Origin of the sequence: Mycetocola sp., from assembly GCF_046716805.1 — a bacterium.
Taxonomy (GTDB): Bacteria; Actinomycetota; Actinomycetes; order Actinomycetales; family Microbacteriaceae; genus Mycetocola_A.
Map to the genome: position 1 here is coordinate 1 of NZ_JBKJWH010000135.1, position 16,792 is coordinate 16,792.

Below are 16,792 nucleotides of genomic sequence, written 5' to 3' on the forward strand. Positions count from 1 at the left end.
AGACACTGCCCGAGCCGACACCTACCAGGCCTGGCTTCATGACTACAATCACCACAGACCCCATACCGGCATCGGAGGCAAGTCACCCATCGAACGTGTCCACAACGTCAATGGGAAGAACATCTAGTTCGTGACGTCGCAGAAGAACAGAATGTGTCATTTTCAGAAGCCGTCTGCACAAATGTCAGTACTCGACTGCACGATCCGTTAGTCGGACGCCCGCGAACGCTCAATGGTCACCTTGACCGCCAGCGAGTAGTGGAAGCCAAACCCGTTGAGGAGATACGAGCCCGGGTTGATAGTGTCCGCGTTTCCATTGCCGTCCGTCTGGAATGCAGCAGTCCGCTGGCCGATAATGGGTACTGTGAGCAGGGCGAGTCGATTCGATGTGCGGTCGCGAGATGGCACATCTCTCGCCGTGTGGGTCGACGGCAACGGGCCTCCGCTGGTGTTGGTGCACGGCTCGATGTGCGACCACACGCGGTTCGATTCCCTTGTAGCGGAACTCCGGGACAGCATGACGACGTTCGCAATGGACCGCCGCGGTTTCGGTGCAAGCGCCGACGGCGGCCGTTACTCCATCGAGCTTGAGTTCGAAGATGTTGTGGCCGTCGTGGACACGGCGGCGGAGCGCGGTATCGGGCAGGTCGCGCTTTGGGGTCATTCGTACGGAGCAGGTTGTGCCATGGGCGCAGCCGCCCTGACGAGCAATGTGCACCATCTCATCCTCTACGAGCCTGGTCTCGGCCTCGCCTATCCAACCGGTTCGATCCAGGCGATCGAGGAGGCGCTGGCCGCGGGCGACCGGGAAGCGGCGATCTTCGCGGCGTTCGGCGCGCTCGCGCTGACAGAGGATGAACGCGACTCGATGAGGTCCAGCCCGGTGTGGCCGACGCGCCTCGCGTCTGCCCCGACTCTGCCAAGGGAGTGCAGGACTGAAGAAAGTTGGACCTACCGGCCCGGCCAGTTCGACGCCGTCACGGCGCGAACTTTGATGCTGACGGGCTCGGAAACCCCTCCAGTGGTTAAGGACCTGGCACATCGAGCAGCCGCTGCAATCCCCAACACCGAGATGCGGGTCCTCGAAGGACACGGCCATTTCGCGTTCCAGAACGATCCGGGCATGGTGGCCGCGATCATCCGGCAGTTCACGACGGTTGCGTCGGGCATCGCGTCTCAATCGCGAGAACCGTAAGCCGGACCTCATTCGTACAAGTTCGTGAGCTCCAGTCTGCATCTGCCCCAGCTCCCTCTGGTGTCGAACGGGAACCCTCAGGAAGTCACCGAGTGGCGCTGGGTCGACCTCGCGGCGCTGTGCGCATCCGTCGCGGCCACGCCATTCGTGTTCAGCCCGTGGCTGGTGCTGCAGTTGGAGCAGTTGGCGGGGCTGACACTGCTGGATCAGTCGCGCCGGCGGGCAGGCACCAGCGTGACCTCCTGCGCGATGCTCTCGGCCGGGTCCCCCTCAAGCATGGCGATCAGGGTGCGGGCGCAGATGGCACCAGTCTCCACCGGATCGATGTTGAGGTAGGCAACGCGCGGGTCGGCCCCGATAGCTTTCGAGTTCCCGGTGACCGACACCTGCAGGTCACCCGGGATGCTGAGCCCTAGCTCGGCCGCCGCGCTGGTGATGGCGCTGCAATAGGTCTCGTTGAGGCAGTGCACCGCGTTCACCTCGTCCGAAGAGGCGGTGAGGAGTTCACGGGCGGCGTCCATCGGCGCCTGCCCCGGAGCAAGCGATGCGACCCGCGATGCCAGCCCGTGGCTCGTGCACCAATGCCGGTAGGCCTCGATAGTGGAGACGGTGTAGTCATCCAGCCGCGGGCCGACGAACAGCGCGGGGCGTAGCGTCGCCTCGCGGGACTGACGGGCCAGGTGGTTCAGGATGTCGGGTATCGCCTGCGCCATATCGGAGTGCACGGTGGCCAGCTGGGCGCCCGGTTTCGGCTGGTAGCCACCATCGGTGACCACCGCGCGGCCGTTCTCCAGGCTCTGCTCCACGATCGGGTCCCCGGGGACCGGATCGACAACGATCACTCCGTCGAGCGGCAGATAGGTTTCGATTCGACCGTCGGCGCTGCCGGCGGCCGCCGAGATCGAGTACCCGTGTTCCACCGCCTCGATGGCGGCACCGGCGATGATGTTGCGGTAATACGGCATGTAGGTCTGTTCCCAGACCGCCGAGTCGCGGTAGCTGACGACGATGCCGATCACCCGCGATTTTCCGGAGCGCAGCGCTTGGCCGATCGCGTTCGGCCGGTAGCCCAGTTTCGACCCCACCTCGAGCACGCGCTCCCTGGTCGCGGCGGCGACCTCACCCTTGTTGTTGTAGACCTGCGAGACCGTCGCTGTGGAGATGCCGGCGGCCTTCGCGACATCCTGAATGCCGACCTTCTTGTTCGAAACCGTGTTCACCGTGCTCCGCCCGCTCGTGCCGTCGACCACCCATCTTGACGCTGGGTGCGACTCCAGAATACTATCGGCTGCGCCTAAAACGATTTAGGTCTGATGAGAGGAATGCAATGACGCACACCCGACGACTGCTCGTCCCTGCTGCTGTGATCGCAGCGCTCCTGTTGAACGGATGCAGCGCATCAGCGGAAGGAGAAGTCCGGGAGAACGGAAACCCCGCCTCATACGGTGACTGCGAACTCACCGGAACCAAGGGCGAATACACCCTGGAGACCAAGACCGACGGCACCCTGCTGATGAAGGCCGACCTGCCGAGCCCCGGCTGGTATAACGGCGACACGGTTGAAGACATCCGTAGCGGCTTCGACTTCTGCCTGCTCGTGAACATCGCGCACCGCGCTGGCATCGACAACGTCAAGCTGCAGATGGCGTCGTTCGACGGCCTCGTCGCAGGCAAGGCCGGCGACATGGACCTGTCACTGAACCAGATCACCATCACCGAGGAACGCCGAGAGGTCATGGACTTCTCCGAACCGTACTTCCAGTCCACGGCCGGCGTGCTGGTCAAGGCGGGGGCGGATGTAGGCGAGTCGAACTTCTCGAGCAGTCACCTTGGCGTCAAGCAGGGCACCGTTGGGCAGCTGCTGGTGGCCGACATCATCAAGCCGGAAAAGGCCGCATCCGTCTTCCCCGGAGACTCGGAGATGCAGGCAGCCGTGCTCGCCGGGAACGTCGACGCCGGCATCCAAGACCTCAGCATCGTGCTGGGCGCCGCGACGAAGTCGGGCGGCAAGCTCGAGGTGGTCGGCCAGATCCTCACCGATGAGGCCTACGGGATCATGATGGAGAAGGGCTCACCAAACCTCGACACCATCAACCAGATCCTTGCCGATATGAAGGCCGATGGAACCCTGGACAAGCTGAGCGCGGCGTACCTGGTGGATGCCTACGGGGTTGACCCGGCCAACATCCCGGTATGGGAAGTCAAGTGACGCTTGAAACACCCGCGGTTGCGCGGCCCCTCGAGGTCGAGCAACCCTCCCCGGTGGGCACGGCACGCACCCTGCTGCTGGCAGGGGCGCTGCTGTGCCTGCTCACCGTCGGGATGACCGGGTTCGCTGCCTACCTAACCATCACTGTTGCCGAGACGGGCATCTGGAAGATCGCTCTCGGCGCCGCCACCCTGGTCGTGGTGATCCTGGCCATGCTCACGGTCTGGCCCCTGATCGGCGGGTTTCGGCAGCAGGCCGCCGGCACGGCGGCAGCCCAGGCGGGCGACCTCGTCTCAGCCAGGAAGTTCCGGGCCCGCGCGGCCCAGTCTGGCTGGACCGCGCTCGGCTCCTGCCTCCCGCTCTTGTTCATCGCCACTTTCACGATGTTCCTGCTCGCCAACGACCATGCCGTGCAGACCACGTTCTTCGACGCGCAGTTCATGGCCCAGAGCGTGGGCGACGTGACCGTGGCGTTTGGGGAGAACATCAAGATCGCTCTGCTCGCGGAGGCGTTCGTGCTCGTTTGGGCGCTCGTGATCGCGCTGGCCCGCCTGGTGCCCTCCAAGGCTGGACGGCCGCTGCGGTGGCTGGCCACCGCGTACGTCGACGTCTTCCGTGCCATCCCGTCGATCATCGTGATCTACCTGGTCGGCTTCGGCCTTCCCTTGGCCGGTGTGCCGATCCTCAGCGAGATAGGGCCGATGTGGTCCGCCGTCCTCGCCCTCACCCTCACCTATGGCGCCTACGTGGCGGAGGTGTACCGGGCCGGCATCGAAGGCATCCACTGGTCCCAGGTGTCCGCCGCCCGTTCACTCGGACTCTCCTACGGCAAGACCATGAGGCACGTGGTCGTGCCACAGGCGGTTCGCAAGGTGACCCCGCCGCTGCTGAACGACTTCATCGGGCTACAGAAGGACACCGCGCTGGTCACCATCATCGGCACGGTCGACGCGTTTACGCAGGCGAAGATCTACTCCAGCAACTACTTCAACCTGTCATCAGTGACGGTGGTCGCGATCCTGTTCATCATTATCACCATCCCGCAGACCCGCTTCGTCGACCGACTCCTTGAGCGCGACGCACGCCGCCAATTGAGCAAAGGGTAGTCATGGCTTTTCTAGAACTAAATGACGTAGAGAAGTCCTACGGCACCAACCCGGTGCTGCGCGGCATCACCCTGCATGTGGCCAAGCACCAGGTGGTGTGCCTGATCGGCGCATCCGGCTGCGGAAAGTCGACACTGCTCCGCTGCGTGAACGCCCTGGAGGGCATACAGGGCGGCGACATCAGGCTGGATGGTGACGTGGTCTCCGGGGAGGGCATCGACGTTAACTCGCTTCGCCGCAAGGTCGGCATCGTGTTCCAGAGCTTCAACCTGTTTCCTCATATGACCGTGCTGCAGAACGTCACTCTGTCCCCGATCCGGGTGCTGGGGGTGCCGAGGGCGGATGCCGAGAAGCAGGCCATTGCCCTGCTCACGCGAGTAGGACTCTCCGAAAAAGCGGACGCCTATCCTGACCAGTTGTCGGGCGGACAACAGCAACGCGTCGCCATCGTTCGGGCGCTCGCCATGAACCCGGAGGTGCTGTTGCTGGATGAGATCACCTCTGCCCTCGACCCTGAACTGGTCGCCGAGGTGCTCAACATCGTGCGGGATCTGGCCGCAGACGGCCTGACCATCCTCATGGCAACGCATGAGATGTCGTTCGCGCGCGAGGTGGCAGACACGGTGGCGTACATCCACGAAGGGATCGTGTTAGAGCAGGGGCCGCCGGCGAACATCTTCGGTGCGCCGCAGCACGAACGCACGCAAGCGTTCCTCAAGAAAATCATTGAAGCGGGAAGGCTTTGAGAGTGACCAAAGTATTAGTCGTGGAGCACGAGTCGAACGCCGGCATCGGCCTGGTGGGTGAGCGCATCCGTGCCGCCGGGGCAGAACTGGAGGTGGTGGGCCCGGAGGCTGGCCGAGACATCCCGTTGACCGCCGATGGCTACCACGGGGTCGTGGTACTGGGCGGAACGCCCGGCCCGACGGATGACGTTGCCGCCGACTGGCTGCCGCGCGTGCGAACGCTGATCGCTGACTGCCTGGACAACGAGGTGCCGTTTCTCGGAATCTGCCTCGGAGCCGAGCTCCTAGCCGTCGTCGCGGACGGCGTGGTCGGTCCGGTGCGCAACGGCGCCGAGGTCGGGCTCACCGAGCTGGCACTCACCGCGGCTGCCGAGAACGACCCGCTTCTGGGTGGGCTGACCGGCCAGCTTAAGGCCCTGCAATGGCACACGCTGGAAGTGCACGAACTTCCGCCGGGCGTGGTGTCGCTTTGCTCCAGTGACCGGTGCCCGAACCAGGCGTTCCGGGTCGGGACCGCGGCTTGGGGGCTGCAGTTCCACCTGGAGGCGTTGTCGGCGACCGCCGTGGAGTGGGCCCGCGAGGACAGCGAGGACCTGCGATCGGTCGGGCTCACCGGTGCCGAAGTGGTTGCGCGGATGCGCGAGCACGAGGGGTCGCTGCGTGAGACGTGGTCTACTGTGGCAGACCGCTGGATGTCCTTGGTCGTCAGCGCGGCAGGATCAGCCCCGAGTGCAACCAGCCGATCGCGGATCGCGGACCGCGCCAGGTCGTAGTAGCGGGCCGGCCCGCACAGCAGCGATGCGATGTCGGCCCCTTCCATATTGGCGGCGATCTCGAAGGCGAGCGTCGAGATGCCGAGGACTACTTGGGAGAACGCTCCGGAATGACCAGCGGCAGCGCAACCAGCACGACCAGCGACACAGCGGCGATGGCGATGATGCGGGCGGCGAGGCCGCTGAACGGCTCCGCGCTGGTTTGCAGCCTTGATGCTGTGTTCATGACTGCACCGTTGCGTCTTCAAGGCCGCTCAGCTGGAGCGTGAGCGAGACGACCGGCGTCACCTCGGTGCTCCAGAGGGCATCTTCGTCGCCGACCCAGCGGCCTTGTTTGTCAAAGGGGCCCAGCGCTTGGAGTTTGGGTCGTTCGGTGCGGAAGATGTAGCGGTCGGCTTGCTTGCTCACCAACCGGGCGGAGTCGGCGATGTAGAGGTATGCCACTCGGGCCACCCCTTGTTGGGAGAGTTACTAGAGACGATTCAGTCATGCACGAGATCGCCCGTCTTCATTCGAATGTGGGCAAAAAGTGGACGCCCTTACGAAGTTGAGCGCCCACGTCAGCCGTCATGTCTCACAAGCTACTGTGTGAGCAAGCTAGTGCAGTAGATGGACCGTCAGCGCAACAGGATTTGAATCCACCCGTGCGTGGACAGGTGCGTGCTGGCCTTTTCTCACTTGGGAACCCTCAATGGGACCGGCTATCGGGCTTGCGATAGTCGACCCTTCTGAAGAATCAAGTCTTCTTGACGCCGTGACAGTTTGGTCATGTTAGGGCGCTCGCACCCTCCGGTGCGGGTCCCGCGCCGACGCACTGCCAGACGGGAATGTCCCACAGTGGGGTATAGTTACAGCTATACAAGAATCGGAGAGGTTGCCATGTCGACGCATATCCGTGACACCCGCAAGCGGCTTGGCATGACGATCTACGACCTTGCCGACAGACTCGGCGTGACCGCTGGCGCGATCTCGCAGATGGAGCGCTCTGAGCGTGACGAGACAATCCGGATGTCAACCCTGAAGCGGGCGCTGAAGGCGATGGGTGCCGACTTGTCGACCGCGGCGCAGGACGCCCCGATGGCTGCAAGGCACCTCCTCACTGCTCGCACCGCGGCCGCGAGCATGGCGCGGGAGCTGGCAGCGAACGACGAGGACACTGCGCTCCGTATCGCGATCCAGTCACTCGACCACTTCCGCCATGCCCGAACGCGCGCGGAGATCCAAGATTTCCTCCGCGCTCCGCGGCCGATCGGCGATGACCGGTGGGACACCCTTCTCGCGACCGCGATCGCTCGAGATGCGAAGCGACGCGGGATTCGCCCGCCGGCGTGGACTCGGAAGCCTGCCCTCCCGGAGGAATGGCTGCCGGCCACACCCGGGCACCCGGCGGAACGCTACCTTGACATGATCCGTGCGACTGCGGAGCCGGAGCTCCTGGAGAAGGGCATACTGATGCGGGAGAAGGACCTCGCTGTTGCCTGACGATCAGGCCCAGCTGTTCACCGCGGACGAGATCCTCGAGCTGCTCGCCGAGCTCGGGGATCGTCTCGCGGCGCGCGACGAAACGGTCGACGCGTATGTCGTCGGCGGGGCCGCGATTGCAGTGATCCTCAACTCCCGCAAGAGCACCGCGGATGTCGACGCACTCTTCTCGAACCTACGTCTGGCGATCGAGGTCGGTGGAGAGATCGCTGCCGAGCGCGGCATCTCGGCGCACTGGCTGAACTCATCGATCCAGTCGTACATCCCGTCGTGGGCCAAGACCGAGGACACCGAAGCGAAGACACTGGCTTTCGGAGGGCTGACCGTCAGGATCGCGTCGCCAAGGTGGCTGCTCGCGATGAAGATGGCAGCCGGACGGTTGAAGGACAGGCAGGACATCGTCGACCTCATCCAGTTTCTCGACATCCACTCCGCCGAAGAGATCGTCAACTGGACGATCGAGGTGCACGGCGAAGGGTCGGTAATCCTTCAGGACTCGCGCGAGTCGCTGATCTGGCAGGCGGAGGAGATGCTCCGTCTGGCATGGCCGGCGTTCTTTCAACGGCAGCGTCTTCAAATCGAGGGTGCTGACGGTTCTCAGGCATTTGAAATCTAACGCAGGCTGAGGATATCCGTGACGCTCGGAATGAGATGAGTGTGCGGGGTGCGGCCGAGCACGTGGTGGTCATGTGCACCGGAGAGCACTCCGACAACGTACCCCGCGCCTGCGCGCGTGCCAGCAAGAAGATCGTTGGGAGTGTCTCCTGCGACGAGTACATTACGCACATCTACGACACCAGTTTTCTCCATGGTGTGAAAGATGAGGTACGGGGCGGGCCGTGATGCCGTAACTTCGTCTGAGGAGACGAAGGCATCGATGTGGGTTCCTACTTGCCAGCCTGCCGACTGGAGAAGCATTTCTGCAACGGGCACTGAGTACCCGGTTTGCAAGGCAACTTTCACCCCCTCGTCGTGCAATTGGGCGAACATCTCAGTGACTCCGGGGAACGGCGCCGGAGGATCATTCCGGTAGTGCGTCATGAGAGATTTCGTAAACCGCTCGTATACGGTATCGGTTTCTAGGTCGCTGCCGAAGGCGCGGAGCAACCCTTCGATTGCTGCCCGCTTGGAGGTGCCGGTCCAACGGTCAAGGAGCTCCTGCGGTACCTCCCGGTTGATTGCCTGCGAAACAGTGTCACTGAGCACCTCGTAGACAGCGTTGCCGTCATCGAATGTGGTGCCAGCCATATCGAGCGAGACCAGGCGGAATGACATAGGTATCTCCTTAACCTGCGACCGATGTGGATCAGAGCGTTGAGGTGGTTGTATTGCGTGAAGCGCTTATGAGCGCGGCTGCTTCAGCTCGCGTATTCCTGATCCGAATGTTTGCGTGATCAGGACGGTACCGATCTTCTGAATACTCGAGCACGAAGCCTGCTGCCGAAGTGGTGTTCCGTCGCACCCTAAGTATTGGTGTGCCAACCTCCACTTCGAGCAGCTCAGCGTCGAGTGCGTTTGCGGGCACCGCATCAACGAGGTGAGTGCCCTCGTCGAGGTCTGCACCTCGCGTGATCAGGTACTCGTAGATTGATCCACTATCGGTGTCGAACTGAAGTAGCGACTGGCCAACCGAATTATGAAAAACGGATCGTTCCACCATGGTGGGTTGATCATCAATTAGACGCAACCGAGTGAGGTAAACAAGATACTCACCGTTGGGGTAGCCGAGGGGAAGTTCGGGCTCAGGGCTCTCTCGGCGTCTGCGAGAAATCTCAATTGTGCGCTGGCCGGGTGATCGACCCTGGGCTTTAATCCACGACGAGAACGAGAAGAAGTCATCGATCGACTGCTCGAGGGGTCGTGCGTGGACGACCGGCCTTCGCCCCTTGCTTGTCTGAATCAACCCTTCGCTCTTCAACGTTGAGAGGGCTTGCCGGATAGTCCCGCGTGAAGCCTCGAACTGTTTGGCGAGTGAAGATTCTGACGGAATCTCGCTCCCGATAGGGAACTGGCGGGATTCGATCGCACGCCGAAGATGGTTCGCGATAGCAACGTGCTTCGCTTCCTCGATCGGCGTATCGGTCATACCGGGGAGTCTATACAAGTTGATGAATGTCAGTGAAGGCAGCTCCGTCTGTTTGCATCAGTCGGAGAGGGTTCGTGGGCTTGAGCCTAGAGGCCAAGCCCAAAAATATTGTCCTCAAGTTTTTAAATGCGCCTCTGATCGGGCATTTTCGAGATCATCAGCGAGGTGTGTAAACACTAAGTGTCTTAAAAGAAACGGCGCATGAAGGCTAGGTGTCGATTGAGGAATATCTCAAACCTGTCTAGTCAGGTCGTGCTTACATGTTGATCGTGCCTGAACTGAGCAGCGAATTCCCCGCCCACAACCATCAACTGTCCGCTGAGAAATACGACCTCGTGATCGTAGGCGCGGGGATTCTTGGGCTCGCTCACGCCTGGCATGCCCTCCGACTGGGACTGCGCACAGCAGTCGTAGAAAGAGACGATCAGGCGGTCGGCGCGTCCATACGAAACTTTGGGCACGTGTGTATCACCGCTCAATCGGGGCGTGCACGCGACTATGCAGAAACCACTCGGAGGGAATGGCTCGCAATAGGCCGAGTCACAAGGATTGATGTCCGTGAGGTCGGCAGCACTGTGGTGCTGAGGAATGAACTCGAAGCAGCGGTCATGGCCGAGTTCGCAGCCACTCAGAACAATGAGGTTCAGTTGCTTGGCTCTGAGCGCACCGCAGGTGTTCTCGGTGTGGATCCTTCGCTCGTGCAAGGGGGAGCGCATTTCCCGAATGACCTCAGGCTTGATCCGCGCGCTGCAGTTGCAGAACTTGCTCGCTACCTCCAAGAGCAAGGGACCGACTTCTACTTCGGAACGAATGTCGGCCTCATTGAGCCTGGGAAGGTCGTCACCAATAAGGGCCAGCTCGACACAAAGCATGTAGTGGTTGCAGTGAATCATGACCTCGATCGATTCTTTCCAGAACTCGCTGATCAATATTCGGTGACACGATGCCGACTGCGCATGCTTGAAATCGATGCTCCGAGAAACGTTCGCATAGAACCAGCAATCCTCACTGGGCTTTCACTTCTGAGGTACGACGCGTTCAAGGGCTTGAAGGCGCATGCTGCACTTCGAGAGCATTTTGAGCGGGTCAGCCCTGAACTTTTGGAACACGACCTCAACCACATGCTGACCCAGCGACCCGACGGCGTTCTTGTTGTCGGCGACACGCATCATCGCGCGCGGACCGAGCACCCATTCGAGCTCGAACGAAGCGATGAGCTGTTAATCAGCGAAACCGCTCGCCTCTTCGGGGTGGAAAAGGTCAGAATTCGCCGCCGCTGGCGAGGCATCTACGCCTCATCAGCATTCACCAATTTCGTGTGCGAAATCCCAATGCCTGGTGTGCGCGCGCTTTCGGTAACCACGGGCATAGGAATGACTACGTCGCTGGGCTTCGCCCAAGAATCTTTGCTCAGCCTCCTCGAATCTTCGCCACAGTAACACCTCACTCGACCACCAACTCAGCACACATCGCTTATGAAAGGCATCATGAAGAAGAAGATCACCACAGTATTCGCGCTCAGCGCGGTGGCGGGAATGATCCTCACGGGTTGTTCATCAACCGCAGAGGCATCCGAGGGAGATTGGACTGCGCCCCCGGTGCAGGAGAACCTTGCAGCACAAGCCGATCCCTTTACCACCTATGCTCTTCCCGATGAGTGGGCGAACTACGGTGCCCTGTTCGAAGATTTCTGCGCCATCAACGAATTGAAATGCTCACACGTAGACAGCGACATGTCATCCGGCGAAGCAATTCAGCGGTATGACGCCGAGAAGGGCAACCCTATCGGTTACCTCAGCGACATCGGGGGACTCTGGGGGCCTGTAGCTGAAGATGCTGGCGTGACTGCACCGTATATTCCCGTTGGTGCTGAGAAGCTCAAGCCTGGTCAGTATGGCGAGAACGGTGGCTGGACGAACACCTTCACCGGAGTGGTTGGCTTCCTCGTCAACGATTCCGTGTCGGAGGCTCCTCAGACCTGGGATGACCTAGTCACTGCTGAATACGCGGACGGAAAGATCGCCTCGACGGGGTTGAACGAACCGATCGGTGGGACCCAACAAGCCACCTTGCTGTCCATCGCGCTCGCAAAGGGCGGGGATGTCACCGCATTCGATGCAACATGGGAGTACCTCAACGAACTCTTTGCGACGACCAATGTCTCAGATGTCGCCCCCAGTGTTGATGCACTCATCCGCGGGGAATACGGCGTGATGGTGCAGTACGACTTCAATGCGATCGCTGCGATCGAGCAGGCGGCAGAGCAGGGAGTCTCGCTGTCGTTTGTGGTTCCTTCTGACGGCTCGATCTACATGCCATCATCGATCCTCGCCAACGGCCATAACGACAAGTCGATGGATTTCATTAAAGCATTCATGGACTACGTGCTGACTGACGAGGCCCAGTTGAAGTTCGCTGATTTCGGCGCACGGCCGATCCGCTTCGTCAACGGAGACCTGGAGGTTCCCGAAGATCGACGTACCCGCTGGCTCCCAGAAGAGAGCTACGCGAACACACAGACCTTCGATGCTTCTCTTATCGATCCAGAGCAGCTCCTGAAGGACTACAGCGCCAACATCACGAACTAACCAGTGAGTCATATGCGGGGCGCCTCATTGGCAGGCGCCCCGCACCCCCACTGATACAAAGAGGATCGAGATCCGTGAAGTTACACAAGATCATGCGCACGGCTCCAGCGTTTCCGCTGGTGGTACTTGGACTGAGTTGCTTGGCGTTACCGCTGGTCATGCTGGTCTATACCTCATTGCAGACTTCAGACGGTTTCGGCTTCGACAATTTCGTCCAAATCTTCACCAACTCCGTAGACCGTGCCATCATCCTGAACTCGGTGCAATTCGCACTCTGGCAAACAGTGCTCTGCGTGCTGCTGGGCACACCCGTCGCACTTGCGCTACTGAACCTTTCTAGCCACACTCGTGGCTGGCTGATGGCTACCATAAACGTGGCCTCAAACTTCGGTGGCCCCGGTCTCGCATTCGCATTTTTATTGCTCATCGGCGCGAACGGGATGATCACGATTCTTTGGGGAGAGATCTTCGAGCCCACCGAGCTCCCGTCCCTCGGCTCGATGGTTGGACTGAACGCCATCATGCTTTACGTCCACCTTCCGTTGTACCTCATGCTCACGCTGCCAAGCTACGCCGTACTCCGTCACGAATGGCGGGAGGCCGCCAGGATGGCTGGTGCGGGTGCATGGAGGTACTGGACTCGGGTAGGGATTCCAGTGCTCACGCCGTTTGTGCTTGGTAATGCCATGCAGGTCTTCATGTGGGCGATGGGCGCATACGGAATCCCGTATGTCGTCACGCAGTCGCCGAGCTCCGTTGACCTTCTTTCGGTGGAGATAGGGCGTGGCATAGAAGGCGGAATCTTTGGGCTTGAACGCCCCGCCACGCTCGCGGTGCTGCTGATCGTTCAGGCAATCGCATTGATCTGGCTGTACCGCACGGTGCAACGAAGAGGGGAAAGGATCCTTTGACACGCTCAGCGAGCCTTGAGCTTAAACGCGTTCGAATCAAACCCCGGAGCAGCATTTCACACTTGCCTCTATTGCTACTATTCGTCTACCTCGGTCTGCCACTTGTCGCGCTGCTCTTGTTCAGCTTTGCTCGCGAATGGGGTGGAACGGTACTTCCTACAGAATTCACGCTAAAGCACTGGGGCACCGTGCTGCAGAACCAAGACGTTCTGCAGGCCACATTACGATCGCTATTCGTCACGCTAATGGTCTGCGTGATCAACTGGGTGACGGTGATCCCTGCGGCCTACATCGCGGTGGTAGTCGCTCCCAAACTGCGACCTCTCTTTCACGCACTTGCGATTGCGCCGTTTGCGTTGCCCTGGATTGTGATCGCCGCAGGAATACAGCTGACCGTTGGGGAGTTTGCCCCACAACTCTTTGCAACTGTTGGTCTACTTGTGGTCGCCATATCTGCGGTGACATTCCCGTACTTGTATTGGGCCGTGGAGAGTTCGCTTATCACTAGCAATGTGAAGCAGCTTGCGGAAGCCGCGCAGATGAGTGGGGCGAGCTGGTGGCAAACCATGGTTCAGGTCGTCATCCCTGCCGCTCGCAAAGGCATCATGTCCGGCACACTGCTCGTTGCATCTTCGGCGTTTGGCGAGTTTGCGATCACACTGACATTGATAGGTGGGGCGTACGAAACGCTGCCGCTGTGGACGTTACGAATGTACAGCGGCAGGGTGCCCGGGGCAGGAACGGAGCTCGCGGCGGTGTCGTTCGGGATCTTCATGGTGCTGTTTGCCCTCTCGATGGTGTTGACCCGTATCGATACCGAGCCGTCGCAACCGTCACTCGGCGGGGCACAGAAATTGCAAAGCAAAAGAGGAGAGAAGCGATGAGTGCTGTCGTGTTGAGGAACGTTCGTAAATCGTACGGCGACCATGTCGTGCTCGACGATCTATCCCTGAATATCGCCGAGGGCGAGTTCGTATCATTGCTCGGACCTTCGGGTTGTGGGAAGACGACGCTCCTCAGAGTTATTGCTGGGTTGCAGACGTTTGATTCCGGAACTGTGAAGTTTGACGAGATCGATATGACCAACACTCCTGCTCAGAATCGCGGGATTGGAATGGTATTCCAGCAGTACTCGCTGTTTCCTAACATGACGGTGCGGAAGAACATTGCCTTCCCGCTGCATGCAGCACGGATGTCGCGCCAGGAGATTGAGCACCGTGTCGACGAGATGGTCGAACTCATTGGGCTTCAGAAGCATGAGAATAAACGACCCAAACAGCTTTCGGGTGGCCAACAACAACGCGTCGCACTTGCACGGGCACTTGCCCCCAATCCAAGAATTCTGCTGCTCGATGAACCGCTGAGCGCCCTAGATGCTCAGGTGCGGTCGCGCTTGCGTGATCAGATTCGAGAGATTCAGAAGGAAGTTGGCATCACCACCATCTTCGTCACGCACGACCAAACTGAAGCGTTTGCCATGTCGGATCGTATTGTGCTGATGGGAAGTGAAGGAATCCTGCAGGTGGCAGAGCCGAGTGAATTGTATGCTCGGCCAACACACCGGGAGGGTGCAAATTTTATCGGCCGACGAAACGACATTGAAGTGGCTGCAGCTGATGGGCGCCTGCGCTGGGAGGGCCTCTTCGACCTCCCGTCGCCTGTGCCCGATGGAGAAAAGGTTCGCTGCTCGTTTCGAGCCGAAAGCGTCGATGTCTCGCTCAGCACAGATAATCTCGACGAGCATTGGGTCGCAGCGCGAGTGCGCACACGAACTTACCTTGGGGCGACGAGTTCGTTGGAACTTCGGCTTGCGGGAGACGAGAGTGACCTGAAATCGGTGGTGACGGGTTCACTTGCGGTCCGTATCGAAGATGAAAGTGCAGTTCACGTCAGCGTGAATCCAGGAGACATCAACGTGTATTCGGCCGGCCGCTTGGTCGCAGTGGGGGCGGAAACCCTATGAGAAACAAAGTGCTGCTCGTCGGAATTGACGGGGTTCGACGTGACGTGCTCGAACGGATCGCCACTCCGCACATCGATGCCATCGCCAAGCGCGGCGGACGCAAAGCCATCGATATCGATGAGCGGTGTCGCACGATTTCAGGGCCGATGTGGACGACGATCCTAACTGGCGCCTTCCCTGAGCGGCACGGGGTTGAGGACAATCGTCACCCTCCCGAATCTCGGGTACCCGATGTCTTCTCGCGACTGGCGATGGCGGGCAAAATCCACATGCCAATTGCGGCGACATCCTGGCCACCGTTAACAAGTCGGGCGGGTTGCGGGCCAATCATTGATCCCTCTCTGGTTCGCGTGTACACCGCGCCGCTCGTGAAAGAAGACTTCGAAGCGTACTTCGAGGGTGACATCAAAGTGCGTGATGCGGCGGTTGAGTTCTTGAGTATTGCTGAGGTTGACGCTGCGTTCGTCTACTTCGGGTTGGTCGACGAAGTCGGGCATTCTGAAGGCGTTGGGCACAGCTATGCCAAGGCACTCCAACGGTGCGATGAGCATGTCGGCATAGTGATGGAGGCGCTTTCTGCTCGCGCCGACCGTGATGACTGGAGCGTGGTGGTTACCACAGACCACGGACATGTCGATGCAGGTGGGCACGGTGGGAGCTCCGCGGGAGAATGCGAGATATGGGCACTGAGCGACAGCGAACCGCTTTTATCACTAATCACGGGACCACAAGACATCGCGGCTGCAATTGAGAGCGTGTATGGCCGAGATTAGGTGAACCGTGGGCCGCCACGCACTCCGTACCCCGCTCGTACGCGAAGGGTACGGCCGCGGGCGATTCACACGCCCACCGAAAATTCTGCCGTCTGGGTCATGTCGTCACAATATCGGGCGGGGCGGACATTAGGAGGAGCATTCCTAGTGGAGCGCATTCCGCCCCACTACCGAGGTGGGAGCGACTGTTGCGGGCTCGTCGCTGCGCACCGTCGGCGTAGGGGTTGATCGAAGCGCCAAAACGGCAGAGGGACGTGTCCCATTTGATTCCGTCCGACTCGACCTCTGACTTGGCTCAACCGTGGCTCCAAGCGTTCCGGCTGGATATGTGCCGAATCGAGGCTAGCCGGGTCCGACGCAGCTCATTGTTGCCAAGGTTTGCCCGTCACTGTCGGAGTAGTGCTTGTGTGCGCCCGTAAGCCGGACCTCAACGGGAACCGTGTACGCGACCAAAGCTCAAGCTCGCACCGACGTCATCCGTTACATCGAGGGTTTTTGCAACAGCCGGCGCCGGCACTCCGCGCTCGGCTACCGACGACCCAACGAAGTCCACTATGGTTTTCAACAGCCAGCCTTGGCAGCGTAGAAGAATCCACTAATTCCGCTGTCCGAAATCTCCGCGGCAGCCCAATCCAGAGTGAAGGACATCAGCTCCGCCGTGCGGTTCTGCTGATCAGTGGATCGATCATTCTTGTGACTCCTCCGCGGCGAGCCGCTTCTCGAGGGCTTCCCCGGCTGGGGAATCTTGTGTCAGTAGGCGAAGGGCGCGGACGAGGACTCGTGCGTCATTTGCTTGCAGAGGAGCATCGTGGGGGGCGGGACGTCTTTGGCCCAAATCAACCGAAGAACTCGTCGAAAGCGTGGCTGTCGCGGATGAAGGCCGAGAACTTCTTGATCCGGCCGTCATCGTCGAGGGTCATGATCTCGAGGCCGTCCTGGTCGAAGACTTTGTCGCCCTTC

Annotated in this window: 19 protein-coding genes and 1 pseudogene; 15 read left to right on the plus strand and 5 right to left on the minus strand. The window is 60.5% G+C overall.

The window, feature by feature from the left end; all coding sequences use genetic code 11:
• Both ACLQ62_RS10720 and ACLQ62_RS10725 read left to right on the plus strand, forming a co-directional pair.
• Positions 1–127, plus strand: a 127-nt coding sequence (locus ACLQ62_RS10720) for an integrase core domain-containing protein (RefSeq protein ID WP_411721642.1), incomplete at its 5' end; no start/stop codon positions are given.
• Positions 128–355: 228 nt separating this feature from the next.
• A complete protein-coding gene (locus ACLQ62_RS10725) occupies positions 356–1,195 on the plus strand; it encodes an alpha/beta fold hydrolase (RefSeq protein WP_411721624.1) in 840 nt (279 codons plus the stop codon).
• A gap of 206 nt (positions 1,196–1,401) precedes the next feature.
• Here ACLQ62_RS10725 and ACLQ62_RS10730 read toward each other — a convergent pair whose 3' ends face one another.
• Positions 1,402–2,445, minus strand: coding sequence for a LacI family DNA-binding transcriptional regulator (locus tag ACLQ62_RS10730; protein ID WP_411721625.1), 1,044 nt, complete (start codon positions 2,443–2,445; stop codon positions 1,402–1,404).
• Between the two features lie 77 nt (positions 2,446–2,522).
• Between ACLQ62_RS10730 and ACLQ62_RS10735 the strand changes: the two genes are divergently transcribed.
• Genes ACLQ62_RS10735 through ACLQ62_RS10750 form a run of 4 tightly spaced genes read left to right on the plus strand, consistent with a single transcriptional unit; the run spans position 2,523 to position 6,029 of the window.
• Complete coding sequence (locus ACLQ62_RS10735) at positions 2,523–3,404, plus strand: ABC transporter substrate-binding protein (RefSeq protein ID WP_411721626.1); 882 nt, start codon at positions 2,523–2,525, stop codon at positions 3,402–3,404.
• The gene (locus ACLQ62_RS10740; RefSeq protein WP_411721627.1) at positions 3,401–4,510 is read left to right on the plus strand and encodes an amino acid ABC transporter permease; all 1,110 of its coding nucleotides are present in this window, start codon (positions 3,401–3,403) and stop codon (positions 4,508–4,510) included. The genes ACLQ62_RS10735 and ACLQ62_RS10740 overlap by 4 nt, the downstream gene beginning before the upstream one ends.
• A 2-nt stretch (positions 4,511–4,512) precedes the next feature.
• A complete protein-coding gene (locus ACLQ62_RS10745) occupies positions 4,513–5,256 on the plus strand; it encodes an amino acid ABC transporter ATP-binding protein (RefSeq protein ID WP_411721628.1) in 744 nt (247 codons plus the stop codon).
• Between the two features lie 2 nt (positions 5,257–5,258).
• Positions 5,259–6,029: a type 1 glutamine amidotransferase gene (locus ACLQ62_RS10750; protein WP_411721629.1), complete on the plus strand. Its 771-nt coding sequence runs from the start codon at positions 5,259–5,261 to the stop codon at positions 6,027–6,029.
• A gap of 88 nt (positions 6,030–6,117) precedes the next feature.
• Here ACLQ62_RS10750 and ACLQ62_RS10755 read toward each other — a convergent pair whose 3' ends face one another.
• Both ACLQ62_RS10755 and ACLQ62_RS10760 read right to left on the minus strand, forming a co-directional pair.
• Positions 6,118–6,255 carry a hypothetical protein gene (locus tag ACLQ62_RS10755; protein ID WP_411721630.1) on the minus strand — a complete coding sequence of 46 codons (138 nt, stop codon included), beginning with the start codon at positions 6,253–6,255 and terminating at the stop codon, positions 6,118–6,120.
• Positions 6,252–6,473, minus strand: coding sequence for a hypothetical protein (locus tag ACLQ62_RS10760; protein ID WP_411721631.1), 222 nt, complete (start codon positions 6,471–6,473; stop codon positions 6,252–6,254). Before ACLQ62_RS10760 ends, ACLQ62_RS10755 begins: the two co-directional genes overlap by 4 nt.
• Before the next feature lie 435 nt (positions 6,474–6,908).
• On the opposite strand from ACLQ62_RS10760, the gene ACLQ62_RS10765 reads away from it, so the two are divergent.
• Together ACLQ62_RS10765 and ACLQ62_RS10770 are read left to right on the plus strand one after the other, a co-directional pair.
• Complete coding sequence (locus ACLQ62_RS10765; RefSeq protein ID WP_411721632.1) at positions 6,909–7,511, plus strand: helix-turn-helix domain-containing protein; 603 nt, start codon at positions 6,909–6,911, stop codon at positions 7,509–7,511.
• The gene (locus ACLQ62_RS10770; RefSeq protein ID WP_411721633.1) at positions 7,504–8,127 is read left to right on the plus strand and encodes a DUF6036 family nucleotidyltransferase; all 624 of its coding nucleotides are present in this window, start codon (positions 7,504–7,506) and stop codon (positions 8,125–8,127) included. Before ACLQ62_RS10765 ends, ACLQ62_RS10770 begins: the two co-directional genes overlap by 8 nt.
• Here the strand turns inward: ACLQ62_RS10770 and ACLQ62_RS10775 are convergent.
• Both ACLQ62_RS10775 and ACLQ62_RS10780 read right to left on the minus strand, forming a co-directional pair.
• Positions 8,124–8,786 carry a phosphonatase-like hydrolase gene (locus ACLQ62_RS10775; RefSeq protein ID WP_411721634.1) on the minus strand — a complete coding sequence of 221 codons (663 nt, stop codon included), beginning with the start codon at positions 8,784–8,786 and terminating at the stop codon, positions 8,124–8,126. The genes ACLQ62_RS10770 and ACLQ62_RS10775 overlap by 4 nt on opposite strands.
• A 31-nt stretch (positions 8,787–8,817) precedes the next feature.
• Positions 8,818–9,597, minus strand: coding sequence for a GntR family transcriptional regulator (locus ACLQ62_RS10780; RefSeq protein ID WP_411721635.1), 780 nt, complete (start codon positions 9,595–9,597; stop codon positions 8,818–8,820).
• A 269-nt stretch (positions 9,598–9,866) separates the two neighbouring features.
• On the opposite strand from ACLQ62_RS10780, the gene ACLQ62_RS10785 reads away from it, so the two are divergent.
• From ACLQ62_RS10785 to ACLQ62_RS10815, 7 genes and pseudogenes are all read left to right on the plus strand, one after another.
• On the plus strand, positions 9,867–11,036 hold the full coding sequence (locus tag ACLQ62_RS10785) for a TIGR03364 family FAD-dependent oxidoreductase (RefSeq protein ID WP_411721636.1): 1,170 nt from the start codon (positions 9,867–9,869) through the stop codon (positions 11,034–11,036).
• 48 nt (positions 11,037–11,084) lie between these two features.
• Positions 11,085–12,185, plus strand: coding sequence for an ABC transporter substrate-binding protein (locus ACLQ62_RS10790; RefSeq protein WP_411721637.1), 1,101 nt, complete (start codon positions 11,085–11,087; stop codon positions 12,183–12,185).
• 74 nt (positions 12,186–12,259) lie between these two features.
• Positions 12,260–13,096: a hypothetical protein gene (locus ACLQ62_RS10795; protein ID WP_411721638.1), complete on the plus strand. Its 837-nt coding sequence runs from the start codon at positions 12,260–12,262 to the stop codon at positions 13,094–13,096.
• Between the two features lie 62 nt (positions 13,097–13,158).
• On the plus strand, positions 13,159–13,980 hold the full coding sequence (locus tag ACLQ62_RS10800; protein ID WP_411721639.1) for an ABC transporter permease: 822 nt from the start codon (positions 13,159–13,161) through the stop codon (positions 13,978–13,980).
• Entirely contained in the window at positions 13,977–15,059 is a 1,083-nt protein-coding gene (locus tag ACLQ62_RS10805; protein ID WP_411721640.1) for an ABC transporter ATP-binding protein, read from the plus strand. The genes ACLQ62_RS10800 and ACLQ62_RS10805 overlap by 4 nt, the downstream gene beginning before the upstream one ends.
• Positions 15,056–15,832 (plus strand): alkaline phosphatase family protein, encoded by a 777-nt coding sequence (locus tag ACLQ62_RS10810; RefSeq protein ID WP_411721641.1) that lies wholly within the window; start codon positions 15,056–15,058, stop codon positions 15,830–15,832. Before ACLQ62_RS10805 ends, ACLQ62_RS10810 begins: the two co-directional genes overlap by 4 nt.
• Positions 15,833–16,268: 436 nt before the next feature.
• Positions 16,269–16,418: pseudogene (locus ACLQ62_RS10815) on the plus strand (IS3 family transposase); the annotation flags it as partial.
• Positions 16,419–16,792 lie beyond the last annotated feature (374 nt).